General features: G+C 61.2%; 22 protein-coding genes. 11 read left to right on the forward strand and 11 right to left on the reverse strand.

Annotated elements, in window-relative coordinates; genetic code table 11:
• Positions 1-107: 107 nt before the first annotated feature.
• Both ACW9JE_RS07760 and ACW9JE_RS07765 read right to left on the reverse strand, forming a co-directional pair.
• Complete coding sequence (locus ACW9JE_RS07760) at positions 108-860, reverse strand: anti-sigma factor family protein (protein WP_457432410.1); 753 nt, start codon at positions 858-860, stop codon at positions 108-110.
• Positions 857-1,363 carry a sigma-70 family RNA polymerase sigma factor gene (locus ACW9JE_RS07765; RefSeq protein ID WP_175377434.1) on the reverse strand — a complete coding sequence of 169 codons (507 nt, stop codon included), beginning with the start codon at positions 1,361-1,363 and terminating at the stop codon, positions 857-859. Before ACW9JE_RS07765 ends, ACW9JE_RS07760 begins: the two co-directional genes overlap by 4 nt.
• 156 nt (positions 1,364-1,519) lie before the next feature.
• On the opposite strand from ACW9JE_RS07765, the gene ACW9JE_RS07770 reads away from it, so the two are divergent.
• The 3 genes from ACW9JE_RS07770 to ACW9JE_RS07780 all read left to right on the forward strand — a co-directional run bounded on the left by ACW9JE_RS07770 (position 1,520) and on the right by ACW9JE_RS07780 (position 4,493).
• Positions 1,520-2,605 (forward strand): catalase family peroxidase, encoded by a 1,086-nt coding sequence (locus tag ACW9JE_RS07770; protein WP_457432411.1) that lies wholly within the window; start codon positions 1,520-1,522, stop codon positions 2,603-2,605.
• The gene (locus tag ACW9JE_RS07775; RefSeq protein ID WP_457432412.1) at positions 2,602-3,147 is read left to right on the forward strand and encodes a cytochrome b; all 546 of its coding nucleotides are present in this window, start codon (positions 2,602-2,604) and stop codon (positions 3,145-3,147) included. The genes ACW9JE_RS07770 and ACW9JE_RS07775 overlap by 4 nt, the downstream gene beginning before the upstream one ends.
• 185 nt (positions 3,148-3,332) lie before the next feature.
• Complete coding sequence (locus ACW9JE_RS07780; RefSeq protein ID WP_457432413.1) at positions 3,333-4,493, forward strand: hypothetical protein; 1,161 nt, start codon at positions 3,333-3,335, stop codon at positions 4,491-4,493.
• A gap of 49 nt (positions 4,494-4,542) precedes the next feature.
• Here ACW9JE_RS07780 and ACW9JE_RS07785 read toward each other — a convergent pair whose 3' ends face one another.
• A complete protein-coding gene (locus tag ACW9JE_RS07785; protein WP_224534096.1) occupies positions 4,543-5,685 on the reverse strand; it encodes a M14 family metallopeptidase in 1,143 nt (380 codons plus the stop codon).
• Positions 5,686-6,052: 367 nt separating this feature from the next.
• Between ACW9JE_RS07785 and ACW9JE_RS07790 the strand changes: the two genes are divergently transcribed.
• The 5 genes from ACW9JE_RS07790 to ACW9JE_RS07810 are packed head-to-tail and all read left to right on the forward strand — an operon-like array spanning position 6,053 to position 10,791.
• Entirely contained in the window at positions 6,053-6,736 is a 684-nt protein-coding gene (locus tag ACW9JE_RS07790) for a GntR family transcriptional regulator (RefSeq protein WP_457432414.1), read from the forward strand.
• 46 nt (positions 6,737-6,782) lie between these two features.
• Positions 6,783-7,589 carry an ABC transporter substrate-binding protein gene (locus tag ACW9JE_RS07795; RefSeq protein ID WP_224534094.1) on the forward strand — a complete coding sequence of 269 codons (807 nt, stop codon included), beginning with the start codon at positions 6,783-6,785 and terminating at the stop codon, positions 7,587-7,589.
• An 11-nt stretch (positions 7,590-7,600) separates the two neighbouring features.
• Positions 7,601-8,368, forward strand: a complete 768-nt coding sequence (locus ACW9JE_RS07800; protein ID WP_224534093.1) for an amino acid ABC transporter permease — start codon at positions 7,601-7,603, stop codon at positions 8,366-8,368.
• Position 8,369: 1 nt separating this feature from the next.
• Positions 8,370-9,149, forward strand: a complete 780-nt coding sequence (locus tag ACW9JE_RS07805) for an amino acid ABC transporter ATP-binding protein (protein ID WP_224534092.1) — start codon at positions 8,370-8,372, stop codon at positions 9,147-9,149.
• A 31-nt stretch (positions 9,150-9,180) separates the two neighbouring features.
• Positions 9,181-10,791 (forward strand): gamma-glutamyltransferase family protein, encoded by a 1,611-nt coding sequence (locus tag ACW9JE_RS07810; protein ID WP_224534091.1) that lies wholly within the window; start codon positions 9,181-9,183, stop codon positions 10,789-10,791.
• 417 nt (positions 10,792-11,208) lie between these two features.
• On the opposite strand, the gene ACW9JE_RS07815 is transcribed toward ACW9JE_RS07810, so the two are convergent.
• On the reverse strand, positions 11,209-11,550 hold the full coding sequence (locus ACW9JE_RS07815; RefSeq protein WP_224534090.1) for a DUF6124 family protein: 342 nt from the start codon (positions 11,548-11,550) through the stop codon (positions 11,209-11,211).
• A gap of 129 nt (positions 11,551-11,679) precedes the next feature.
• On the opposite strand from ACW9JE_RS07815, the gene ACW9JE_RS07820 reads away from it, so the two are divergent.
• Complete coding sequence (locus tag ACW9JE_RS07820) at positions 11,680-12,315, forward strand: LexA family protein (protein WP_224534089.1); 636 nt, start codon at positions 11,680-11,682, stop codon at positions 12,313-12,315.
• Between the two features lie 39 nt (positions 12,316-12,354).
• Here ACW9JE_RS07820 and ACW9JE_RS07825 read toward each other — a convergent pair whose 3' ends face one another.
• The 4 genes from ACW9JE_RS07825 to ACW9JE_RS07840 all read right to left on the reverse strand — a co-directional run bounded on the left by ACW9JE_RS07825 (position 12,355) and on the right by ACW9JE_RS07840 (position 18,037).
• Positions 12,355-14,310 carry an acetyl/propionyl/methylcrotonyl-CoA carboxylase subunit alpha gene (locus ACW9JE_RS07825; RefSeq protein ID WP_457432415.1) on the reverse strand — a complete coding sequence of 652 codons (1,956 nt, stop codon included), beginning with the start codon at positions 14,308-14,310 and terminating at the stop codon, positions 12,355-12,357.
• On the reverse strand, positions 14,310-15,125 hold the full coding sequence (locus tag ACW9JE_RS07830) for a gamma-carboxygeranoyl-CoA hydratase (protein ID WP_457432416.1): 816 nt from the start codon (positions 15,123-15,125) through the stop codon (positions 14,310-14,312). Before ACW9JE_RS07830 ends, ACW9JE_RS07825 begins: the two co-directional genes overlap by 1 nt.
• A 128-nt stretch (positions 15,126-15,253) precedes the next feature.
• The gene (locus ACW9JE_RS07835; RefSeq protein ID WP_457432417.1) at positions 15,254-16,861 is read right to left on the reverse strand and encodes a carboxyl transferase domain-containing protein; all 1,608 of its coding nucleotides are present in this window, start codon (positions 16,859-16,861) and stop codon (positions 15,254-15,256) included.
• A gap of 12 nt (positions 16,862-16,873) precedes the next feature.
• Complete coding sequence (locus ACW9JE_RS07840) at positions 16,874-18,037, reverse strand: isovaleryl-CoA dehydrogenase (RefSeq protein WP_457432418.1); 1,164 nt, start codon at positions 18,035-18,037, stop codon at positions 16,874-16,876.
• 266 nt (positions 18,038-18,303) lie between these two features.
• Between ACW9JE_RS07840 and ACW9JE_RS07845 the strand changes: the two genes are divergently transcribed.
• A complete protein-coding gene (locus tag ACW9JE_RS07845; protein ID WP_457432419.1) occupies positions 18,304-20,001 on the forward strand; it encodes an AMP-binding protein in 1,698 nt (565 codons plus the stop codon).
• Between the two features lie 693 nt (positions 20,002-20,694).
• Here the strand turns inward: ACW9JE_RS07845 and ACW9JE_RS07850 are convergent.
• The 3 genes from ACW9JE_RS07850 to ACW9JE_RS07860 form a co-directional block, all read right to left on the reverse strand.
• The gene (locus ACW9JE_RS07850; RefSeq protein ID WP_457432420.1) at positions 20,695-21,594 is read right to left on the reverse strand and encodes a hydroxymethylglutaryl-CoA lyase; all 900 of its coding nucleotides are present in this window, start codon (positions 21,592-21,594) and stop codon (positions 20,695-20,697) included.
• Between the two features lie 142 nt (positions 21,595-21,736).
• The gene (locus ACW9JE_RS07855) at positions 21,737-22,138 is read right to left on the reverse strand and encodes a MerR family transcriptional regulator (protein ID WP_224534082.1); all 402 of its coding nucleotides are present in this window, start codon (positions 22,136-22,138) and stop codon (positions 21,737-21,739) included.
• A gap of 196 nt (positions 22,139-22,334) precedes the next feature.
• Positions 22,335-23,264, reverse strand: a complete 930-nt coding sequence (locus ACW9JE_RS07860; RefSeq protein ID WP_175377415.1) for a LysR family transcriptional regulator — start codon at positions 23,262-23,264, stop codon at positions 22,335-22,337.
• A 188-nt stretch (positions 23,265-23,452) separates the two neighbouring features.
• Here ACW9JE_RS07860 and ACW9JE_RS07865 point away from each other — a divergent pair, with 188 nt between their 5' ends.
• Complete coding sequence (locus ACW9JE_RS07865; RefSeq protein ID WP_457432421.1) at positions 23,453-24,682, forward strand: acyl-CoA dehydrogenase; 1,230 nt, start codon at positions 23,453-23,455, stop codon at positions 24,680-24,682.
• Positions 24,683-24,742 lie beyond the last annotated feature (60 nt).

Raw genomic sequence — 24,742 nt, forward strand, 5'->3', positions numbered from 1 at the left:
CCCCTGTGGGAGCGGGCTTGCTCGCGAATGCGGAGTGTCAGGCGACAAATGTTTATCTGATACACCGCATTCGCGAGCAAGCCCGCTCCCACAGGGGTACGCGGTGTTCAGAAATTCACTGTCTGTCTGAGCATCCGCGCCGCCGGCGTATCCGTCGGGCTGACCATCGCATAGTTGTAACCGCCCCCCGACCAGTACTCGGCCTGCAACCCGCCATCACTGCGACTGCCCCTGGGCAACATGAAATTCTTCGGCCCCGCTGGGCGCACGTAGAAGCTGATCTTGTTGCCGCCCTGGTTCTCATACACCACCATCGCCGCCGGTCCCTGTTCGGTGCTCAGCAGGCGTCCGCTGACCGGCTTGAAACCGGCACCGGTCAGATCCGGCAAGCGATTGGCCTGGGTGAAGTAACGGTCGAGCCAGTCCTGCATGTCGCCGTCATCGCCCGCCTTGTAGTCCGCGGGCAACATTCCTTGTTCGGCAATCAGCCGGTAGGCCTGCATGGCATCGGCCATCGGTTGCGCTGCGCTGAGCAGGGTCATTTCCCGGGCCTGCCAGCCGCTGACTCCGCCGATGCTGACGGCGATCAGCAACACCGCGGCGCTGGCCAGGTGACGTCGGGACTGGTTTTTCAGGCGGCGGCGGATCTGCACCGGGTCGAGGTCCGGATTGGCCGGTTGCTGCAAGGCGCCGCTCAGGGCCGCGCGCAGTAGCTGGGCGTCCTGTTGCCAGGCGCGGACCTGGGCGGCGGTTTCCGGTTGGCTGGCGAGAAAGGTCTCTACCAGCAGCCGGTCGGCGTCGCTCAGTTGGTGGTCGATGTAAGCGTGCAGGTCGCGCTCGCTGGGGGGCATGCTGATCATTTGAGTCTCCGCAGAGCTGGGCGGGTGATTTCGCCATCGCTGAGTTGGCGCAGGGCCTGGCGGGCCCGGGACAGGCGGGACATCACGGTGCCGGTGGGTACGTCGAGAATCTCGGCGACCTCTTTGTAACTCAGGCCTTCGACCGACACCCACAACAGCAGCGCGCGCTGTTCGGTGGGCAGTTGATCGAAGGCGTTGAGGGTCGATTGGGCGATCACGGTGCGCTCCACCGAAGGCTGCGCGTCATCGCGCCCGGTGAAGAATTCGAGCATCCGCGCATAACGTCGCGAGCGCCGGTGAGCATCGAGAAACTGCCGGTAGAGGATCGCGAACAGCCAGGCGCGCAAATCGCCGTCGGGGCGTTTGTCACCCCAACTCGACAGCGCGCGCTCGAGGCATGACTGCACCAGATCGTCGGCGCTGCTCGGGTTGCGCGTCAGGGACCCGGCGAAGCGGCGCAATCTGGGAATGATTTCTCTCAGTTGTTCGTCGATATCGTTCATGGAGTTCTGGCTTGTCACTACGCTGAACCAGGAAGACGCCCGGCACTCGAGGTTATTCCACGTCTGAAAAAATAAATACCAGTCGATGGAATAAACCCGAGTGGGGTTCGTCTGCCTGATTCTTCTCACTTGTGGCCGCAGGCCCTGGAGTCTTTCATGGTAGATCGCTCATCACCGCCAACCCGGCCGCCCTTGAGTGCCGCGAGCGTGACGTTGCGCCTGGCCGGCATTGCCGTGGTGGTCGCCGCCGTGGTCGGGGCTTTTGCCTATGTCAACGGCACCCTTGACCCGCAGCGCCTGACCCCGAAAAAACTGGTCAACGTGCTGGAAACCAACAACGGCGTGCACCCCGGTTTTCGCCGCAATCACGCCAAGGGCGTGTGTGTGATCGGCCACTTCGAGAGCAGTGGCGAGGCGCGCAGTTACTCCACCGCGCAGGTGTTCAATGAAGCGCGCACGCCGGTGGTCGGCCGCCTGGCCTTGCCGCCGGGCAATCCCTACGCCCCTGACAGTGCGATACCGATTCGCAGCATGGCGCTGCGCTTCACCCAGGCCAACGGTCAGCAGTGGCGGACCGGGATGAACAGCATGCCGGTGTTCCCGGTGGGCACGCCCGAGGCGTTCTATCAGTTGCAGCAGGCGACCGCTCCGCTGCCGTCGACGGGTAAGCCCGATCCCGCCGCCGTGCCGGCGTTTTTCGGTTCGCACCCGGAAGCCGCACCGTTCCTGGCCTGGATCAAGACCGCAAAACCTTCGGCCAGCTATGTGACGGAAACCTATAACAGCGTCAACGCGTTTTACTTGGTCAACGCCGCCGGACAAAAGCAGGCTGTGCGCTGGAATATGGTGCCGGTGACCCAGGATGCGCCTGGGGCGACGGCGCCAGAAGGCAGCGATTTTCTCGAAAAAGACCTGGTGCAGCGCATCGCCGCAGGCCCTGTGCGTTGGCAACTGATGATCACCCTGGCCAACCCCGGCGATCCGGTCAACGATGCGAGCAAGCCTTGGCCTGAAGGTCGCAAGGTGTTGAACGCCGGTACTCTGGTGATGGAAAGTGTGCAGCCGCAACTCAGTGGCGAATGCCGCGATATCAACTACGACCCGCTGGTGTTGCCGTCCGGCATCGAAGGCTCCGACGACCCGTTGCTCGCCGCTCGTTCCGCCGCTTATGCGACGTCCTACCTGCGTCGCACCAGCGAAGTCAGCCAATTGCCCGCCGCCAAACAGGAGGCCCAGCAATGAGCACTCAACCTAAACACTTCGCTCCCCTGGCGCGCCTGCTGCACTGGCTGATGGCGCTGATGATTATCGCCATGCTGTTCATCGGCGCCGGCATGGTCGCCTCGGTTTCCGAGCGTCATGAGTGGCTGATCAACCTGCACAAGCCGTTGGGGGTGGCCATTTTGCTGCTGGTGATCGTGCGCCTGGTGGTGCGCTTCTCCACGCAACAGCCTCCGTTGCCGGCGGATATGCCGGGTTGGCAAGTCCTGGCGGCCAAGGCTTCTCATGTTTTGCTGTATGCCTTGATGCTGATTTTGCCGTTGCTGGGCTGGGCGATGATTTCCGCTTCCGGTGAGCCGGTGATGCTCAGCAGCTCGGTGCAACTGCCCTCGATCGTGGCGGCCAATGCGCAGATGTTCTCGTTTCTACGCAAGGCCCATGGGTATTTGGCGTATCTGTTGTTCCTGACCGTGCTGCTGCATCTGGCGGCGGCGTTGTTCCATGGTTGGGTGCGACGTGATGATGTGCTCGATAGCATGTTGCGGGGTAGGGATCGCGGCTGATCTAAGTCCGTCAGATCGTTCCCACGCTCTGCGTGGGAACGATCAGGAAGAAGGTAACCCTCTGTACCTGTCAACTTTGACAGTATCGCTTCCCGAAAAAAGCTCGTTCAATGTTCAACGACTGCTGTGGCTCGTGAACAAGGCCAGTCGAAAAGCATTGAATATGTCTTTTCGGGAGATCAAACATGTTCAGCACTGCAGGCTTGTATTGCATACGGCATGTTGTTTTCGCGCTTTTGATTCTGTTGTTGGTGTGCGCTTGTATCCCACCACCGAAAAAAGATCCCGGTCAATCCGCCGCGCAGTTATACGCAGACTTGATCAAGCCTGGCGTATTCGAACGATCAAGTTCGAAGACTATGGATGGCTACACCGTTGAAAGCGGTAATGTGCGGCTGCCGGATAAATCCACGGGTTCGCTGGTGACGGTGCGTTCTTCAGATGGAAGTCTGACGGCTTTGGTCGACAGGCCTGGGGCAAGTGGGCTGCTGTTGATTGATAACAAGGGCGTCGCAACTTTTCAGCCTGAGCCCGTCCTGGCGATCAAGGTCGAAGACGCAGTCCCCAACTCGGGTGAAAAGGTCGTGGTATCCGATCGGGATGAAGCAGGCCCCAAGGTCATTGATGTGCTGATCGGCTACTCCCGAGCGGCCGTGGCGGCGGTAGGCGGCGATGTTCGCGCCAATGCCCTGGCTCAGGTCGAAAGCGTTAACTTGTCGTTGCGCAACTTGCAGGTTTCCGACGTTTCCTTGAGGTTGGTCGGTACGCAAGTCGTTGCGCTGGATTCCCCGATCAGTGTTGAAACACTGGAACAAGTGCCGGTGATTTTTGCCGAAGGCATCGCCAACTTCGAGCCGGATGTTATCTACGGAGTGTTTACTTACAAGGGCGAGCCCGTAACTGGGCAGGGTTATCTGCCGGGACGCACGGCCATCGGTAATCCGTTCAGTCCAACTTTGTTTGCCCATGAACTTGGTCATAACGCAGGTGCAGTAACAGCCGACTCCGCCCGCGCCTGGCGTGAAAGTGCGGGGAGGTTGTCTTCTTACACGCACTTTGCCCGCAAAGTCCCTCAAAGTTTCACCTTCACCTCGGCTTCGTTTGGCACGGTCGGATTCCGGTGGCTGCAGTCACCACGAGCGGTGAAATATGAAGTGATGGGGAAGGAGCCTTTGTTGGAGGGATATAAAAAGCTTGGGGAAAGCACGACCCCGGATGTTGTTTTGTACAACGTGCCGAACGCGAAGATGCCTTATTACGTGGTCGCGGTTTTTGGGGATGGTTCGAAGTCTGAGCCCAGCAATATTGTTTATGCGAAGCCTTATGAAAATACGCTGACGAAATAGCCCTCGCCAGATCGTTCCCATGCTCTGCATGGGAACGATCAGAGAGCGATCACCGCAGGCTATCAACCATCTCGCCAACAACCGTCAACACATCCTTGCCCAACTGCTTCGAACGCTTGCCCGACCAACCCGTGACCGGATTCGGGTGATCGTTGTGGTCCTTGAACGGCATTTCCAGCGTCAGGGACAGGCAGTCGAACTTCTCGCCAACGGCGTTGCAGGCCAGGGTCATGTTGGCCTTGCCCGGTTCGTCGCGGGTGTAGCCGTACTTGGTCTGGAAGTCCTTGGTGGTGTGCTTCAGGCGGCTGCGGAAGTCTTCTTCGAGCTTGGCGATGCGCGGGGTGTAGCCCGGGTTGCCTTCGCAGGCAGCGGTGAAGACGTGGGGGATTTCCTCGTCGCCGTGGGCGTCGATGAACAGGTCCACGCCGTACTTTTCCATCTGCTGCTGGACGAAAAACACTTCCGGGCTCATTTCCGGGTTGGCGTTCTGCCAGGCGCGGTTGAGGTCCTGGCCGGCGGCGTTGGTGCGCAGGTGGCCGTGGAAGGCACCGTCCGGGTTCATGTTCGGCACCAGGTACAGGTCGGCGTTGGCCAGCAGCTTGTCCAGCACCGGATCGTCGTGGCGCTCCAGGCGCTCGATGATGCCTTCCATGAACCACTCGGCCATGTGCTCGCCGGGGTGTTGCTGGGCGATGATCCACACCTTGCGCCGGCCTTCGGCGCCGGTGCCTTTGCGCAGCAATTGAATGTCACGACCTTCGACGCTCTTGCCGGTGGCCAGCAGTTCGGTACCGGCCTTGGTCAGCGCCTGCTCGATCAGCCAGTCGTGGCGACCACGGCTGTAGGGTTCGAAGTAGGCGAACCAAGCGTGGGTTTGCGTGGCTTCCAGGCAGAAGCGCAGGCAATCGCCTTCAAAGATGGTCGGCACGCGGAACCAGTTGACGTGATCGTAGGAGGCGACCGCCTGATAGCCGTCCCATGCCTTGTTGTAGGAAGACTGGCTGGCATTGGTCAGACGAAACCAGTGTTCCTGGCCGACGTGCAGGCCGCTGGCCTTGAAGTGGAACCACTGGAAATGATTGCTCTTGGTGTCGGGTCGGATTGCCAGCAGTGGTTTGAGCGGGTCGCTGAGGTCGATGACCTGGATGTTGCCACTGTCGAAGTTGGCAGTGATGTCGAGGGATTTAGCCACGGTTGGAGTTTCCTGATCTGAATTTTTATGGCGGCTACTTTACACGCAAGGGCAGGGGGCTGGCAGCGAAGAAAAAACGTTTCATCTGCGGCGACCAATCCCGTACCGGGCGCAAAGTCCATCGTCACAGCATAGCCATCGGTGCTGTTACCCCACGCACCTTTTTGTGGCGCTGCTTGTGTAACCACGGTTACAGCATGGGGCATTTCAACTCGCCGGACTCAGGCTGCCGCTCGCCGCAGCTTATCGATTAATCCATCCCAATCAATCACCTGCGCGCCAGGAACGGAATCTGGCATGCAAAGTGCTTTTTTGGCTTTTTTGGCTTTATGGATAATTGGATACAAAACTACAAAAGGTGCATCTGATGAAATTCGCTCCTGCCTATACCGAGCGCCAACCGGTGACCGCCGAGGAAGAGGCCTACAACTTTCTGCTGGAGGCCATTTGCAAGGGTCGTTACCGCACCGGCGAGCGCCTGATCGCCGAGGATATCGCCGGGGAGATCGGCATGAGCCGCATGCCGGTGCGCGAAGCCTTCCGGCGTCTGGATGCCGACGGCCTGGTCACACTGCGGCCCAACCGCGGCGCCATTGTGCGCGGCCTGAACGTCGAGGAAATGCGTGAAGTGTTCGAGATGCGCAGCGCCCTGGAAGGCCTGGCCATTCGTGTCGCCGTACCGAAACTTACCGAGCGTCATTTCAGCCATCTGGAGCGCTTGCTCGACGAGATGGACGACTACCGCGAAGACGGCGCCGAGTGGGTCAGCCGCCATCGCGCCTTCCACGAATACCTGTGCAGCCTGAGCGAACGCCCGCGCCTGATGCGGCAGATTTCGGCGCTGTATTCGGTGATCGAGCCGCACATGCGTCTGTGGCTGCAGCACGCCGATAAACCCCGCAGCGCCCGGGACGAGCACGCATCGATTGTCGAGGCCCTGCGCACGGGCGACGCGGACAAAGCCGCCACCGAAGTGTGCGAGCACATCGAAGGCACCATCCCGCGGCTCATTCAGTTTCTAGAAGCTCATCAACAGAAAGATCGTCCGTAGAAAGCCCATCAATAGAAGAACAACCAGCCAACTGGAGTCATGCACCATGCACAAGCCCTGCGCGTTAGTTGCCGTGTTCACCCTGAGTCTGTGTTCGCAATGGGCGCTCGCCGCCCCCGAGTTGCCCGAGCGTTTGAGCAAGAGCGAGAAAATCGTCTACTGCTCGGGCATGGATTCGCCGCCACTGGTGTCGTTCGACGCCAAGCAGAAACCGGTGGGCCTTCAGGTCGACATGGGCGAGGCGATTGCCAAGCGTCTGGGGGACAAGAAGGTGGAATGGCGCATTTCTCCCTTCGCCGGGCTGATCCCGGCGCTATTGGCGCAGCAGTGCGACATGATCGTCGATCAGCTGTTCGACAAGCCTGAGCGCCGCGAAGTGATCGATATCGTCAACTTCATGTACTCCAGCCAATCCATCGTCGTGCCCAAGGGCAATCCGAAAGGCGTGAGCACCCTGGAAGACCTGTCGGGCCTGAAAGTCGCGGTGAGTAACGGTTCGACCATCCGTTTGCTGCTCGGCAAGGAAAACGAAAAACTCGAAGCCGCCGGCAAGGCGCCGATGAAACTGGTGGTGTACAACGTCGACGCCGATGCCTTCCAGGCCTTGCGCATCAATCAGGTGGACGCCTTCGGCACCACGGTCGAGTCCGCCGGCCACTATCAGCAACTGGCGCCGGACCTGTTCCAGTCCGCGGTGCCGGCCTTCAACCGCATCCTCACCGGTTTTGGCGTGCGCAAGAGCGATCCGCAGCTGACGGTCGCGCTGACCGAGGTCCTGCAGGGCATGCGCGCCGATGGCAGCTACACCGAGCTCCTCAGTAAATGGCATGTCGACAGCGACAAACTGGACTGAGGACAAATCGCATGAATTTCAATTGGGATGTGTTCTGGCAGTACCTGCTGCAGCCCAGCGATGTGTATCTGACAGGGCTGTGGCTGACCTGCCTTATCAGCGTGTCGGCGATGTTGCTCGGTTGCGTGCTGGGGCTGATCGCGGCCTTGATGAAGCTGTCGAGTAACCCGTTCTTGCAATACCCCGTGCGCCTTTATGTTTGGCTGATGCGCGGCACGCCGCTGCTGGTGCAGATCGTGTTTCTGTACACGGCACTGGCGGCGGGCGGGATTTTCCGCTTCGAAGACATCGATCTGGGCTGGATCGTCGTGCCCGGCAATATCCAGGCGGCAATCATCGCCCTGGGCCTCAACGAAGGCGCGTACATGGCCGAGATCATTCGCGCCGGCATCGGTGCGGTGGACAAGGGCCAATACGAAGCCGGGCGCTCCCTGGGCATGACCTTTCCCAAGCTGATGCGGCGGATAGTGCTGCCCCAGGCTTTCCGGGTGATCGTGCCGCCGCTGGGCAACGAGTTCAACGTGATGTTGAAAAACACCACGCTGGTCAGTGTGATCGGGGTTCAGGAACTGCTGCTCAGTACGCAAATGGTTACTTCGGCGACCTTCCGCGTGTTCGAACTGTACCTGGTGGTGGCCATCTACTTCCTCGCCTTGACCACCCTCTGGGGCTTCTTCCAGCGCTGGCTTGAAACCCGCTTCGGTCAGTCCGACCGTCCGGCGCCAGCAGCCAATCGCATGTTCGGTCGCAACACCATGAAACTGTTGAGGGGGCGTTGAGATGGCGCACATGAGTGAAGAACTGGTCATCGAAGCGCTGGACATTCACAAGTCGTTTGGTGATCTGGAAATTCTCAAGGGTATTTCCCTGCAAGTGCGGCGCGGTGAAGTGGTGGTGCTGATCGGGGCCTCCGGTTCCGGCAAGACCACCTTTATCCGCTGCATCAATCTGCTGGAAGACATTCAGTCCGGGCAGATCCGCGTCGCCGGTCAGCCGATGGGTTATCGCACCCGCGCCGACGGCAGTCTGGCCCGGGACTCGGAGCGCAACATCGCCAGGCAGCGCCGAGACATCGGCATGGTGTTCCAGCGTTTCAATCTGTTCCCGCACATGACCGCCCTGGAAAACATCATCGAAGCGCCCATCCAGGTGCTGGGCGTACCTCGCGCGGCTGCGCTGGAACAGGCGCGGGCCTTGCTCAAGCGCGTGGGGCTGGCGGAGAAGGCCGATCACTATCCGTCGATGTTGTCCGGTGGCCAGCAGCAGCGGGTGGCCATCGCCCGGGCCCTGGCCATGAAACCCCAGGCGATGCTGTTCGACGAGCCCACCAGTGCCCTCGATCCCGAGACGGTGGGCGAGGTGCTGCAAGTGATGAAGGAGCTGGCCGAGGAGGGCATGACCATGGTCGTGGTCACCCACGAAATGGGCTTTGCCCGGGAAGTGGCCGACCGGGTCGTGGTGCTCGATCAGGGCGAACTGATTGAGCAGGGCCCGCCTGAACAGATTTTCAGCCAGCCAAAACATGCCCGTACGCGGGCGTTCTTGAGCCGCGTGTTGTGAGCCCATTCAACCGATTTGTGTGAGTCCTGCCATGTTCAAATTTTCTGCTCATGAGTACCCCTACGCCTCACAACGTCAAAGTGTCTTCGCCAAGCGCGGCATGGTCGCGGCCTCGCAGCCGCTGGCCGCTGAAGCCGGGATCGAAATCATGCGTCGCGGCGGCAATGCCATCGACGCCGCCATCGCCACGGCCGCGGCGCTGACCGTGGTCGAGCCCACCGGTTGCGGTATCGGCGGCGACGCCTTTGCCCTGGTCTGGACACAAAACAAGCTGCACGGTTTGAACGCCAACGGCGCGGCGCCGCAAGCCTTGAGTATCGAAGCGGTCAAGGCTGCCGGTCATGAAAAAATGCCCTTGCATGGCTGGACGCCGGTGACCGTGCCAGGCTGTCCATCGGCCTGGGCGGAGCTGTCGTCGCGTTTTGGCCGACTGCCTTTTGCCGACCTGCTGCAACCGGCGATCAGCCTGGCGCGAGACGGTTTTCCCGTTTCACCGGTGGTTGCCCTGCAGTGGCAAACCGCGCTGGAGAATTTCAGCAAGGATCGCGATGAAGTGCTCGAAAGCTGGTTCGAGACGTTCCTGATCGACGGCCGCGCGCCCCGTGCCGGCGAGCTGTTCCGCAATCCGGCCCAGGCGCGAACCCTGAGCGAACTGGCTGCTACCGGTTGCGAAAGCTTCTATCGTGGCGCCTTGGCGCAGCGGCTGGATGCCCACTCGCGAGCCACCGGAGGCTATCTGCGCGGCAGCGATTTGCAGGATTACCGCGCGCAGTGGGTCGAACCGATCAAGGTCAACTACCGTGGCGTGGATGTCTGGGAGATCCCACCGAGCGGCCAGGGACTGGTGGCGTTGATGACGTTGAAGATCCTCGAGGGTTTCGACTTCGATCATCGTGACAGCCAGCAGACCTGGCACCGCCAACTCGAGGCCATGAAACTCGCCTACAGCGACGGTTTGCACTACATCACCGATCCGGAGCACATGCGGGTCGCCGTCGAAGACTTGCTGAGCGATCACTATGCCGCCCATCGTCGCTCGCAGATCGGCGAGCAGGCCGTGGCGCCGCAGCCGGGCGATCCCCATGCCAGCGGCACCGTCTACCTGGCCACTGCCGATGATGAAGGCAACATGGTGTCGTACATCCAGAGCAACTATCACGGCTTCGGTTCGGGCGTAGTCCTGCCCGACAGCGGTATCGCCCTCCAGAACCGGGGTGAGGAATTCAGCCTGGATCCTGCACATTCCAACTGCCTGGCGCCGGGCAAGAAGACCTTCCACACCATCATTCCGGGATTCCTCAGCAAGAACGGTGTGGCGATGGGACCGTTTGGCGTGATGGGCGGTTACATGCAGCCCCAAGGGCACGTGCAGATGGTGATGAACCTGGTGGATTTCGGCCTCAACCCGCAAGCGGCCCTGGATGCGCCGCGCTGGCAATGGCTGGGTGGGTTGAAGGTGGGTATCGAGCAGAACGCGTCACGGGATGTGGCGGCGGCGCTGGCGCGGCGTGGACATGGGGTTGAGGTGGTGTGCGATCTGACCGGTTATGGGCGCGGGCAGATTATCTTGCGTGATCCAGAGAGTGGGGTGCTGTGTGGCGGGACGGAGCCGCGGGCGGATTCGCATATTGCGGTGTATTGAAGTGCGGTGAACCGGGAGGGGGGGGCGTCGTCCCTGACGCGGAGGCAGCTTAGAGTGTATGCAATTGATTCTCAAGTGCTATTTGCCATTACTTTGCCTGCGTCTTCAGGGGCCCGTCTTGCCATCCGGAAAACTTTTGATATGATCCGCGCCATCGAATTTGCGGCACCCAAAGACTTCATTAGCCTGAAGCCATAAGCCAGAAACTGGCAAAAAAAAGACCCGGCAAAAAGCCGGGTCAAAAACCGTGATTAGCCTGATGAGGAGATAGTCCAAGAGTCCGACCTAAGGTCCCTTGGCCCATCGACTGATCTCGCGATCAGTTGGTGAAATAATAATCATTCTCGTTTGCAGGTCAAGCGGTTTGTTTGCGCTATTGGAAAATTTTTTCCCGCCCTCTGTTTTTATCCCTTCGCCTCAAACGCTCTGATGCCTCTCCAGCGCCCGATCCACCATGGCTCTGGCCATGTCGATCATGTGCACCACCGAAAGCGCTAGGTCCCGACTCGAGCCCTGCAATTGCTTTGCGGCTTCGTAGGCCGTGGCACCTGCACAGCGTAAAAGGTCCGTGGCATGCACCAGCGCCTCTTCGCCACTGACATTTTTGTTCACATCAAAAAACCGCACTTCGCCTGCCTCTTCCGCTGCGGCCGGTTTCAGGTAGTAGTCCAGTGCACGCTGGGCCGCGGCGCAGCCTTGGGGAGAGGTCAGGGAAGTATCAATCTGGATATCGGGTAAATCGTCGCTGGGTTGGGTCATGGTTAGGGCAAGCTCCGTGATAGATTCAGATCCGTGAACGGATATTAGTACGATCTGTATTTGTGACCATATTTGAAATACTACATTTTGTGTTTTGCTGGCAGGAGCCGACCCCTTATGGTGCCGCACATGGATAAATGGATTGAGTTGGTCAAAGACAAGATGGGTGAGATCAAAATCACCCAGGAAGAGCTGGGCGATCGCGTGGAAATGTCCCAGGGCGGCATCGGCCACTGGCTCAACAAACGTCGCGAGCCGAGCATCGAGGACATGAACAAGGTGTTGAAAGCCTTGGGCATGGACTTTCTCGAAGTGGCGATGGTGCTTCGCGAACGCCTCGACACGCCCGACGACGAAATGCCCATGGCGCAAAAGTACAACCCGTACTTCCGCTACCCGGTCAGCGACTGGCAGGAAACCGGAATCTGTGAAGACGAACCGGCGAAATACCGTTTTGAACTGACCGATTATTACGCCCGGGGCGCGGCGTTCTGGTTGACGGTGTCGGGGGATGCCATGACCGCGCCCAGCGGTTTGAGCATCTCGGAGGGGATGTCGATTCTGGTGGACCCGGACGTCGCCGCCGAGCCCGGAAAACTGGTCATCGCCCAGTGGCCGACCAGCAGCGAGGCGATTTTTCGCAAGCTGATCGAAGAGGGCGGGCAGCGTTACCTGGTCCCGCTCAACCCGACCTATCCCAAAGCCCTGTTCACCGACGAGTGTCGAATCATCGGTGTGGTGGTTCAGGCAACAATCAAGTTCTGACCCGAACGGTCCTCGCATGGCGCAGGACCGTTCTTCGTTTTACGCCTCTTCGAATTCGACCAGCGCGCTGCCTTCGCTGACCATCTCGCCTTCCTGGCAATACAGCGCCTTGATAACTCCGGCGTGGGGCGCGCGAATGCTGTGTTCCATCTTCATCGCTTCGAGCACCACCAGTTGCGCGCCGGCTTCGACCGTTTGCCCGGCCTCCACCAACACCCGCACGATGCTGCCGTTCATGGGCGCGGTCAGCCCGCCTTGATGGCTGTGGCTGGCTTCAACGGCGCTGATCGGGTCGTAGGACTCGATGCGGCGCAGTTCACCGTCCCATTGCAGGTACACCACCTCGCCGCGACGAATCGCCCGATGCTGGCGGCGCACACCCTGGTGCTCGGTCAGCAACTGCTCGCCCCTGAGCTGCCCGCCGTGGGCGTTTGGCGCGCCCAGGGTCAAGGCGCGGTCCTGGCCTTCGCAGCTCAGGTGCAGGGTGATTTCCGCAGGAAGGCCGGAACGGAAACCGTTGCCGATCGCCCATGGCGAACTCTGGTCGTCGCTGCGTGGCGCGTTGTGCTGGCTCTGGGCAAAAGCCTGGGCGGCGGCCTGCCAGAACTCGTCGCTCAGGCCCGCAGGGGCCGGCAGCAACTGATCCTGGAAGCGCGGGATGAAGCCGGTGTCCAGTTCGGCGGCGGCGAACGCCGGGTGGGCGATGATCCGGCGCAGGAAGTTGATGTTGGTCTTCAGCCCACCAATCGCGAACTCGTCGAGCATGCTCAGCAGGCGCAGGCGTGCCTGTTCGCGGTCCTCGCCCCAGGCAATCAGCTTGCCGAGCATCGGGTCGTAGAACGGCGAAATCTCGTCGCCTTCCTCGACACCGCTGTCCACCCGCCGACCGGCGCCGGGTGCGGATTCGCGATACAACTCCAGGCGCCCGGTGGCCGGCAGGAAGTCATTGCCCGGATCTTCGGCGTACAGCCGCACTTCGATTGCATGGCCGACCAGCGGCACCTGATCCTGGGTCATCGGCAGCGGTTCGCCGCGAGCGACGCGGATCTGCCAGGCCACCAGGTCGAGGCCGGTGATGGCTTCGGTGACCGGGTGCTCGACCTGCAGACGGGTGTTCATCTCCATGAAGAAGAACTCGGCACGGGCGTCCAGCAGAAACTCCACGGTGCCGGCACCGACGTAACCGATGGCCTGGGCCGAACGCACGGCGGCTTCGCCCATGGCCCGGCGCAGTTCCGGGCTCAGGCCGGGAGCGGGGGCCTCTTCGACGACTTTCTGGTGCCGACGCTGAATCGAGCAGTCGCGTTCGTTGAGGTACAGGCAGTTGCCGTGCTGATCGGCGAACACCTGGATTTCCACGTGACGCGGCTTGAGCAGGTACTTTTCCACCAGCATTCGCGAATCGCCGAATGACGACTGGGCTTCACGCTGAGCCGAGGCCAGGGCTTCGGCCAACTGGCTGACGTCCTCGACCACTTTCATGCCCTTGCCGCCGCCACCGGCCGTGGCCTTGAGCAGCACCGGATAGCCGATGCGTTCGCAGGCGTCGCGGAAGGTGTCGAGGTCCTGGGCTTCGCCGTGGTAACCCGGCACCAGCGGCACGCCGGCGGTTTCCATCAGGGCCTTGGCGGCGGATTTGCTGCCCATGGCGTCGATGGCCGAGGCGGGCGGGCCGAGGAAAATCAGCCCGGCGGCTTCGATGGCGCGGGCGAAGCCTGCGTTTTCCGAGAGAAAGCCGTAACCGGGGTGGATCGCCTGGGCGCCGCTGGCCTTGGCCGCCGCGATCAGTTTGTCGATCTGCAGGTAGCTGTCGGCGGCCTTGCTGCCACCGAGGTCGACACGGATATCGGCTTCGCGGCTGTGGCGGGCGTCACGGTCGGTGGCGCTGTGCACGGCCACAGTGGTCAAGCCCAGGGACTTGGCGGTACGCATCACGCGGCAGGCAATCTCGCCGCGATTAGCCACCAGCAGGGTAGTGAGGACAGGGGCGCTCATCAACGCGACTCCTTGGTGGTTTTTTCGGCTTGCCAGCTTGGCGGACGTTTTTGCAGGAAGGCCCGCAGACCTTCCTGGCCTTCGGGGCTGACGCGGATGCGGGCGATGGCGTTTTCGGTGTAGCGGCGCAGGGCCGGGAGCAGCGAGCCGTCGCCAACTTCGCGCAGCAGGTCCTTGCTGACCCGCATGGCTGCCGGGCTGTTGAGCAGCAGGTTGTCGATCCACTGCTCGAGCTTCTGCTCAAGCTCGGCCGATGGATAGCTTTCCGAGAGCAGGCCCAGTTCCTGTGCCCGCTGGCCGCTGAAACGTTCGGCGGTCAAGGCGTAGCGGCGGGTGGCGCGCTCGCCCATGGCTTGCACCACGAACGGGCTGATCACCGCCGGGGCCAGGCCGATGCGCACTTCCGACAGGCAGAACTGCGCGTCGTCGGCACCGATTGCCATGTCGCAGCAGCTGATCAGGCCCAGCGCGCCGCCGAAGGCCGCGCCTTGCACCACGGCCAGGGTCGGGATCTTCAGCTTGGCCAGGTTGTACATCAACTCTGCCAGTTCCCGGGCGTCGTCGAGGTTGGTCTGGTAATCGAGTTCGGCCGATTGCTGCATCCAGGCCAGGTCCGCGCCGGCACTGAAGTGCTTGCCGCGACCGCGCACCAGCAGGAAACGCAGGCTCGGATCGCTGGAGACCTTATCGAGGGCCAGGATCAGTTCGCGGATCATTTGGGCGTTGAACGCGTTGTTCTTTTCTTCGCGGCTGAGCCACAGGGTTGCGAAACCCCTGGGGTCGGTCAGCAGTTCGAGGGTGTTGAAGTCGCTCATGAGTTCCACTCTTTTAACTGTAGGAGCGAGCATGCTCGCGATGGTCGTTAACGATTACGCTGTAAACCTGATGCCCCGCGGTGTTCTCGAGTCCATCGCGAGCGTGCTCGCTCCTACAGGGGGTAGGATCACATCCGGAACACGCCGAAGCGGCTCGGTTCGATTGGCGCGTTCAGCGACGCCGACAAGGCCAGGCCCAGGACATCGCGGGTCTGCGCCGGGTCGATGACGCCGTCGTCCCACAGGCGAGCGCTGGAGTAGTAGGGGTGGCCCTGTTCTTCGTACTGGTCGAGGATCGGCTGCTTGATCTCGGCTTCCTGCTCGGCGCTGAAACCCTGGCCGCTGCGCTCGGCCTGCTCGCGCTTGACCTGTACCAGCACGCCGGCGGCCTGTTCGGCGCCCATCACGCCGATGCGCGCGTTCGGCCACATCCACAGGAAACGCGGATCGTAGGCCCGACCGCACATGCCGTAGTTACCGGCGCCGAAGCTGCCGCCGATGATCACGGTGAACTTCGGCACCTTGGCGCAGGCCACGGCGGTCACCAGTTTCGCGCCGTGCTTGGCGATGCCGCCGGCCTCGTATTTCTGGCCGACCATGAAGCCGGTGATGTTCTGCAGGAAAAGCAAAGGAATGCCGCGCTGGCAGGCCAGTTCGATGAAGTGCGCGCCTTTCTGCGCGGCTTCGGCGAACAGGATGCCGTTGTTGGCGAGGATCGCGATCGGGTAGCCGTGCAGGTAGGCGAAACCGCACACCAGCGTCGTTCCGAACAATGCCTTGAACTCGTCGAATACCGAGCCATCCACTAGCCGCGCAATCACTTCACGCACGTCGAACGGCTGCTTGGCATCGGCCGGCACCACGCCGTACAACTCGTCGCTGCTGTAGAGCGGGGCGATGGGCGCGCGCTGCTGCACTTCGCCGAGTTTGCGCCAGTTGAGGTTGGCAACGCTGCGGCGTGCCAGGGCCAGGGCGTGTTCGTCGCTCTCGGCGTAATGGTCGGCAACACCGGAGATCTTGCAGTGCACATCGGCGCCACCCAGGTCTTCGGCGCTGACCACTTCACCGGTGGCGGCTTTTACCAGCGGCGGGCCGGCGAGGAAAATCGTCGCCTGCTCGCGAACCATGATCGCTTCGTCGGCCATCGCCGGCACGTAGGCGCCACCGGCGGTGCAGGAGCCCATCACCACGGCGATCTGCGGAATGCCCATGGCGCTCATGTTGGCCTGGTTGAAGAAGATCCGGCCAAAGTGCTCTCGGTCGGGAAACACTTCATCCTGGCGCGGCAGGTTGGCGCCGCCGGAGTCCACCAGATAGATGCACGGCAGACGGTTCTGCTGGGCGATGGTCTGGGCGCGCAGGTGTTTTTTCACGGTCAGCGGGTAGTAGGAACCGCCTTTCACCGTGGCATCGTTGGCCACGATCATGCACTCGATGCCTTCCACGCGGCCGATCCCGGCAATCACGCCCGCGGCGGGAACGTCTTCGCCATACACTTCGTAGGCCGCCAGCTGGCTGATCTCAAGAAACGGCGAACCCGGATCGAGCAGGCGGTTGATGCGCTCGCGCGGCAGCAACTTGCCCCGCGAGGTGTGGCGTTCTTGCGCTTTCGGACCGCCGCCTTGCTGTACCTGGGCGAGCAGGGTGTGCAGGGCGTCGACCTGTTTGAGCATGGCCGCGCTGTTGGCGGCGAACTCCGCTGAACGGGGGTTGAGCTGGGTATGCAGGATAGCCATGGGCAGCTCCGTTTAGCGGGTTTCGTTGAACAGTTCGCGACCGATCAGCATGCGACGGATCTCACTGGTGCCGGCGCCGATTTCGTACAGCTTGGCGTCACGCAGCAGACGACCGGCCGGGAATTCGTTGATGTAGCCGTTGCCGCCCAGGATCTGGATCGCGTCCAGCGCCATTTGTGTGGCGCGCTCGGCGCTGTAGAGGATCACGCCGGCGGCGTCCTTGCGGGTGGTTTCGCCACGTTCGCAGGCCTGGGCCACGGCATACAGATAAGCGCGGCTGGCGTTGAGCTGGGTGTACATGTCGGCGACCTTGCCCTGGATCAGCTGGAATTCGCCGATGCTCTGGCCGAACTGCTTGCGGTCGTGGATGTACGGCACGATCAGGTCCATGCAGGCCTGCATGATCCCGGTCGGGCCGCCGGAGAGCACCACGCGCTCGTAATCGAGGCCGCTCATCAGCACTTTCACGCCGCCGTTGAGTACGCCGAGGATGTTTTCTTCCGGCACTTCGACGTCATCGAAGAACAGCTCGCAGGTGTTCGAACCGCGCATGCCCAGCTTGTCAAACTTGTTGCTGCGGCTGAAGCCCTTCCAGTCGCGTTCCACAATGAAGGCGGTGATGCCGTGTGGGCCCTTTTCCAGATCGGTCTTGGCGTAGATCACGTAGGTGTTGGCGTCCGGACCGTTGGTGATCCAGGTCTTGCTGCCATTGAGGACGTAGTGGTCGCCGCGTTTGTCGGCGCGCAGTTTCATCGATACCACGTCGGAGCCGGCATTCGGTTCGCTCATGGCCAGGGCGCCGATGTGTTCGCCGCTGATCAGCTTCGGCAGGTATTTGAGTTTCTGTTCGTGGGTGCCGTTGCGGTTGATCTGATTGACGCAGAGGTTGGAGTGGGCGCCGTAGGACAGGGCCACAGAAGCCGAACCACGGCTGATTTCTTCCATCGCCACCACGTGGGCCAGGTAACCCAGGCCGGCGCCGCCGTACTCTTCCGGTACGGTGATGCCCAGCAGGCCCATGTCGCCGAATTTGCGCCACAGATCGGCGGGGAACAGGTTGTCGCTGTCGATCTGAGCGGCGCGCGGGGCGATCTCTTTGGCGACGAAGGACTTAACCTGATCGCGCAGCATGTCGATGGTTTCACCGAGGGCAAAATTCAGGGTCGGGTAGTTCATGGGTCACCTTTTGGCTTTTTTGTCGGGTGGGGAGGGCAGCGATTCAGCTCTCACCTTTACGTTAACGTAAGCCTGTGACGAATGGCTGTCAATCACCCTTTACGTTAACGTCAACTTAGGTGATTCTGTAGGAGCCGAGCTTGCTCGCGAAGGACGTTAACGATCACGGTTACCTGTCTGGATAAACCCCTGCCTGGATAAACCGTTGCCTTGACCTCCATCGCGAGCGGGTTCGCTCCTACAGAATAAAGACAATAGGGGTCGTCATGGATCAACCCAGTGCAAACCCGCAGCGCAGCTACACCCGAGGTTCCCAGGACAAAGCCTTGCTGGCGATGACCATCGGCCAGGCGTTCGACAACACGGTCGCGCAGTACCCGGACGGCGAGGCTCTGGTCGTGCGTCATCAGCAGGTGCGCTACACCTGGCGGCAGCTGGCCCAGGAGGCGGACCTGCACGCCAGGGCGATGCTGGCGCTGGGCATGCAGGCCGGTGACCGGCTCGGTATCTGGGCGCCGAACTGCGCGCAGTGGTGCATCAGCCAGATCGCCAGCGCGAAAATCGGCGTGATCCTGGTCAACATCAACCCGGCCTATCGCAGCTCGGAACTTGAGTATGTCCTCAAGCAATCGGGTTGCAAGTGGCTGGTGTGCGCCGGGGCGTTCAAGACCTCCAATTATCACGCGATGCTGCAGGGCCTGGCGCCTGAGCTGGCCGAACACGCCATCGGCCAATTGCACAGCGAACGCCTGCCTGAGCTGCGCGGCGTGGTCAGCCTGGATGCGCAACCACCAGTCGGTTTCCTGCCGTGGTCGCAACTAAGCGATCTGGCGGGCAGCGTGTCGGTCGAGCAATTGCGCGAGCGCCAGGACAGCCTGCATTTCGATCAGGCGGTGAACATTCAGTACACCTCCGGCACCACCGGTTTCCCCAAGGGCGCGACCCTCAGTCACTACAACATTCTCAATAACGGTTACATGGTCGGCGAAAGCCTCGGCCTGACCGCCGCTGACCGGCTGGTGATCCCGGTGCCGCTGTATCACTGCTTCGGCATGGTCATGGGCAATCTGGGCTGCATCACCCACGGCAACACGATGATTTACCCCAACGATGCCTTCGATCCGCTGCTGACCCTGAACACCGTCGCCGAAGAAAAAGCCACCGCCCTGTACGGCGTGCCGACGATGTTCATTGCCATGCTCGATCAGCCGCAGCGCGCCGAGTTCGACCTGTCGAGCCTGCGCACCGGAATCATGGCCGGCGCGACCTGTCCGATCGAAGTGATGCGCCGGGTCATCAATGAAATGCACATGAGCGAAGTGCAGATCGCCTACGGCATGACCGAAACCAGTCCGGTGTCGTTGCAGACCGGTCCATCGGACGACCTGGAATTGCGTGTTACCACGGTCGGTCGCACCCAGCCGCAACTGGAAAGCAAGATCATCGACGAGGCGGGCAACCCGGTACCGCGCGGCACCATAGGCGAGTTGTGCACCCGCGGTTACAGTGTGATGCTCGGTTACTGGAACAACCCGCAAGGCACCGCCGAAGCGATCGATCAGGCCGGCTGGATGCACACCGGCGACCTGGCGAGCATGAACGACGAGGGCTATGTGTGCATTGCCGGCCGTAACAAGGACATGATCATCCGTGGCGGCGAAAACATTTATCCGCGCGAGCTTGAGGAGTTCTTCTTCACCCACCCGGCGGTGGCCGATGTGCAGGTGATCGGCATTCCGTGCTCGCGTTACGGTGAGGAGATCGTCGCCTGGATCAAGTTCCACCCCGGCCACAGCGCCACCGAGCAGGAGCTGCAGGCCTGGTGCAAGGAGCGCATCGCGCACTTCAAGACACCGCGTTACTTCAAGTTCGTGGACGAATTCCCGATGACCGTGACCGGCAAAATCCAGAAATTCCGCATGCGGGAGATCAGTGTCGAGGAATTGCGCGGCAAGCAGGCCTGACCGAAACCCTGTGGGAGCGGGCTTGCTCGCGAATGCGTTGGATCAGTCGCCACATGTGTTGACTGACACACCGCATTCGCGAGCAAGTCGAATCGTCGCACCGCCGCTCCCACAGTTTGATCGAGGTGAAATACTGAATCGCAGACAGCACAAAGGGGAGCCGAAGCTCCCCTTTAATTTTCGTTGCGCGTGCTCTTTTTTATTATTGAGGGGCGGTCTGTTTTTGTTATTGGCAACCGTTGCCCTTTACCGCTGTTTTTGGCGATCCCCATCCGGGATCAAGAGCAAACGTATTTTTTTGAGCGCTGATCTACTTTCTCGCCAAGCGATCCAACCGATACGGGAGCTACCTGAAGGTAGTTTTATTGTTCTCTGCCCGGTTGCGGGTAACTCCGAAAAGCACCCTGAAAAGCACATCTTCTCCAAAAAAATCTGTTAGCTGCGTCTCTGCCGTGTTGTTTTTGTTATGTCAGAGTCGTTACGTCTTGTTTTTATTAGTGGTGTCGCATTTTTTATTCTTGTTATGCCATAGAGATAGCAGAAGCCGTGCCAACTTTTAAAAACCCTTTAAAATCAACAACTTAATAATTTGTAGGATTGTTCTCTCAGGCAAACCCTGACATTTTGTTTCCGTGTTACTCGCTTTTCCCCACGTTTGTGATGTCGCGGTAACACACGCGCGTGTCGTTGCCCTCACTGTGCGCTACGGGCCTTGGCCACGCGGGAACCGGTCGGGCGGCCGAGCACGGCGCTGATCTGCTGACCGGCCTTGATCAGTGCGTCCAGGTCGATGCCGGTCTGAATGCCCAGGCCGTTGAGCAGGTACACCACGTCCTCGGTGGCGACGTTGCCGCTGGCGCCCTTGGCGTATGGGCAGCCGCCGAGGCCGGCGATGGAGCTGTCGAACACCGAGATGCCTTCGAGCAGGCTGGCGTAGATGTTGGCCATGGCCTGGCCGTAGGTGTCATGGAAGTGCCCGGCCAGCTTCTCGCGCGGTACTTCGGCCGACACCACCTCGAACATCTTGCGGGTGGCGCCGGCGGTGCCGGTGCCGATGGTGTCGCCCAGAGACACCTCGTAGCAGCCCATGGCATAGAGTTCGCGGGCGACCCGGGCCACCTGCTCGGGGGCCACGTCGCCTTCATAGGGGCAACCCAGCACGCAGGACACGTAACCGCGCACCGTCACCCCGTGTTGCCGTGCCGCGTCCATGATCGGCACGAAACGCTCCAGGCTTTCGCTGATCGAGCAATTGATGTTGCGCTGGGAGAAGGCTTCGGACGCGGCGGCGAACACCGCGACCTCCTTGACCCCCGAGGCGATGGCATCTTCAAAACCGCGCAGGTTGGGGGCGAGCGCACCGTAGGTCACGCCGGGCTTGCGCTGGATCTGCGCGAACACATCGGCGGAACCGGCCATCTGCGGCACCCATTTTGGGGACACGAAACTGCCGACTTCTATATAGCCCAGGCCCGCGGCCGTGAGCGCGTCGACCAGCTGTACCTTGTCGGCGACGCTGATGGGTTGGGCTTCGTTTTGCAGACCATCGCGTGGGCCGACTTCGACAAGGCGTACGTGGGACGGTAGGGACATGGGATTGGACCTGTGTAGTTGAACCATAACCTGTAGGAGCGAGCATGCTCGCGATGGAAGCTCAGGCACCGCGGGCTTTCAGGTAGCCAGCGTCATCGTTGACGACCATCGCGAGCGTGCTCGCTCCTACAGGGGAGGGTGGTTACTGGACGGCCTGCTGGCTCTTGAGGGTTTGTTCCAGCGCCTGCACGCAGCGCTCTTCGGCGGTGTCGAGTTCCAGTTTCATCTGTTCGATGTCCAGCAGTTGCTGTTCCAGCTGGGCCCGGCGTTCGCTGATTTTCGCCAGCATGCTGTGCAGTTGCTTGGTGTTACCGCTGGACGGGTCGTAGAGTTCGATCAGCTCGCGGCATTCGGCCAGGGAAAAGCCGATGCGCTTGCCTCGCAGGATCAGTTTCAGGCTCACCTTGTCCCGGGGCGAATAGATACGCTCCTGACCCCGGCGCTCGGGGGTGAGCAGGCCTTGTTCTTCATAAAAGCGAATGGCCCGGGTGGTGATGTCGAGCTCGCGGGCAAGGTCGGAAATGCTGTAGGTCTGGCTGCTCATGGAAGCGCTCACGAAAGGTCATGACACTAAGCTAAAGGCAGGTTGACGTATACGTCAAGGGGGAGGGTTTACTGGTGTCTTTACGGGCCTCTTCGCGGGCAAGCCTCGCTCCTACAGGTTCGCAAAAAATTGCGGACGACCGGTATCTCTGTAGGAGCGAGGCTTGCCCGCGAAGAAGGTGACGCGCTGCTGCGACCTACGCACTCTCGAGTTTTTTCTCATGCGCCGTCACCTGCTGGCACAACTCGATCATCTGCTCGCGCATCCAGCGGTTGGCCGGGTCCTGGTCGGTGCTTTCGTGCCAGTAGAGGTGAGTTTCGACCGGCGGTACATCGTTGACCGGCAAATTGAACGCGTGCAAATCGTTACGGCGGGCGAAACGTTCCGGCACGGTCATGACCATGTCGGTCTGCTGCATCACTTGCGAGGCCATCAGGTAATGCTGGGAGCGCAGGGCGATCTTGCGCTGGATGCCCATCTTGCCCAGCGCCAGGTCGACATAACCCAGGCCGCTGCGGCGACTGGAAATATGGATGTGAGTCAGCCCCAGATACTCATCGAGCGTGAGCTTTTCCTTGCCCGCCAGCGGGTGCCCCTTGCGCATGGCGCAGACGTAACGGTCCTCCATCAGCTTGACGTGGCGCACTTGCGGGTCGGTGTTGAGCGGCGCGTCCACGGCAAAATCCAGGCGCCCGGCGGCCAGTTCCTTGGTGGTTTCGCGGCGTTTGGACAAAAAGCTTTCGATGATCACCGTGGGCGCCAGGCGGCGCAGGCGCTGGAAAAGCGGCGGCAGGATCACCGCCTCGGTGAGGTCGGTCATGCTGATGCGGTAGGTCTTGACCGCCTGCTGTGGATTGAAGATGCGGCTTTCCTGCACGGAGACGCGCAGCAGCGAGAGCGCGTTGCGCACCGGGCCGATGATGTTCTGCGCCATGGGCGTGGGCACCATGCCCTGGGCGGTACGCACGAACAGCGGATCGTTGAAGGTCTCGCGCAGGCGGGCCAGGGCATTGGACACCGCAGGCTGGGTAATGCCGACGATCTGCCCGGCGCGAGTCAGGTTGGCTTCGGTGTAGATCGCGTCGAAGACGATGAAAAGGTTGAGGTCGACCTTGCTCAGATTCATGCGCTGCACTCTTGTTATAAGGTGTTATCGGGACGTCTTCTTCGGACCCGGGAGGGCCTTGGCAATCAGCCGATCATATATCGGTGATGAATGTTAATACACGCCGAGAATAGGCTAGGTAAATTTTCGTAGCTGTTCTAGCATCGATTGCATGATCTAAACAACCTCCCCCAAGAAGGTATCTGCTCATGGATTTCGCTTATTCGCCCAAGGTCCAGGAACTGCGCGAACGCGTGACTGCGTTCATGGACACCTACGTTTATCCGGCCGAAGCCGTGTTCGAGCGCCAGGTCGCCGAGGGTGACCGCTGGCAGCCGACGGCGATCATGGAAGAACTCAAACTCAAGGCAAAGGCCGAAGGCCTGTGGAATTTGTTTCTTCCTGAGTCCGAACTCGGCGCCGGCCTGACCAACCTTGAATACGCACCACTGGCGGAAATCATGGGCCGCTCGCTGCTGGGCCCGGAGCCGTTCAACTGCTCGGCGCCGGACACCGGCAACATGGAAGTGCTGGTGCGCTACGCCAATGAAGAGCAGAAGCAGCGCTGGCTTGAGCCGCTGCTGCGCGGCGAGATCCGCTCGGCCTTCGCCATGACCGAGCCGGACGTGGCGTCTTCCGATGCCACCAACATGGCGGCGCGCGCAGTGCGCGACGGCGACGAGTGGGTGATCAACGGCAAGAAATGGTGGACCTCCGGCGCCTGCGACCCGCGCTGCAAAATCCTGATTTTCATGGGCCTGAGCAACCCGGATGCACCGCGTCATGCCCAGCATTCGATGATTCTGGTGCCGGTCGATTCCCCCGGCGTGAAGATCATCCGCCCGCTGCCGGTGTTCGGTTACGACGACGCGCCTCACGGCCACGCTGAAGTGCTGTTCGACAACGTGCGGGTGCCATACGAAAACGTGCTGTTGGGTGAGGGTCGCGGATTCGAGATTGCCCAGGGTCGTCTTGGCCCGGGCCGGATTCACCACTGCATGCGTTCGATCGGCATGGCCGAGCGCGCGCTGGAACTGATGTGCAAGCGTTCGGTGGCGCGCACGGCGTTCGGCAAGCCGCTGGCGCGACTGGGCGGTAACGTCGACAAGATCGCCGACTCGCGGATGGAAATCGACATGGCGCGCCTGCTGACCTTGAAGGCGGCGTACATGATGGACACCGTCGGCAACAAGGTGGCTCGGAGCGAGATTGCGCAGATCAAGGTGGTGGTGCCGAACGTAGCCTTGCGGGTGATCGACCGGGCGATCCAGATCCATGGCGGGGCAGGGGTGTCGAACGATTTCCCGCTGGCCTACATGTACGCCATGCAGCGCACCCTGCGCCTGGCCGACGGCCCGGACGAAGTGCACCGCGCGGCGATCGGCAAGTTCGAAATCGGCAAGTATGTGCCGAAAGAGATGTTGCGTAACGGGCAGTAACAGACACCGCGTAATCGTTCATCGCGAGCAGGCTCGCTCCCACAGGGATCACCAATACCT

It is taken from the genome of Pseudomonas sp. SDO55104_S430 (assembly GCF_054070595.1).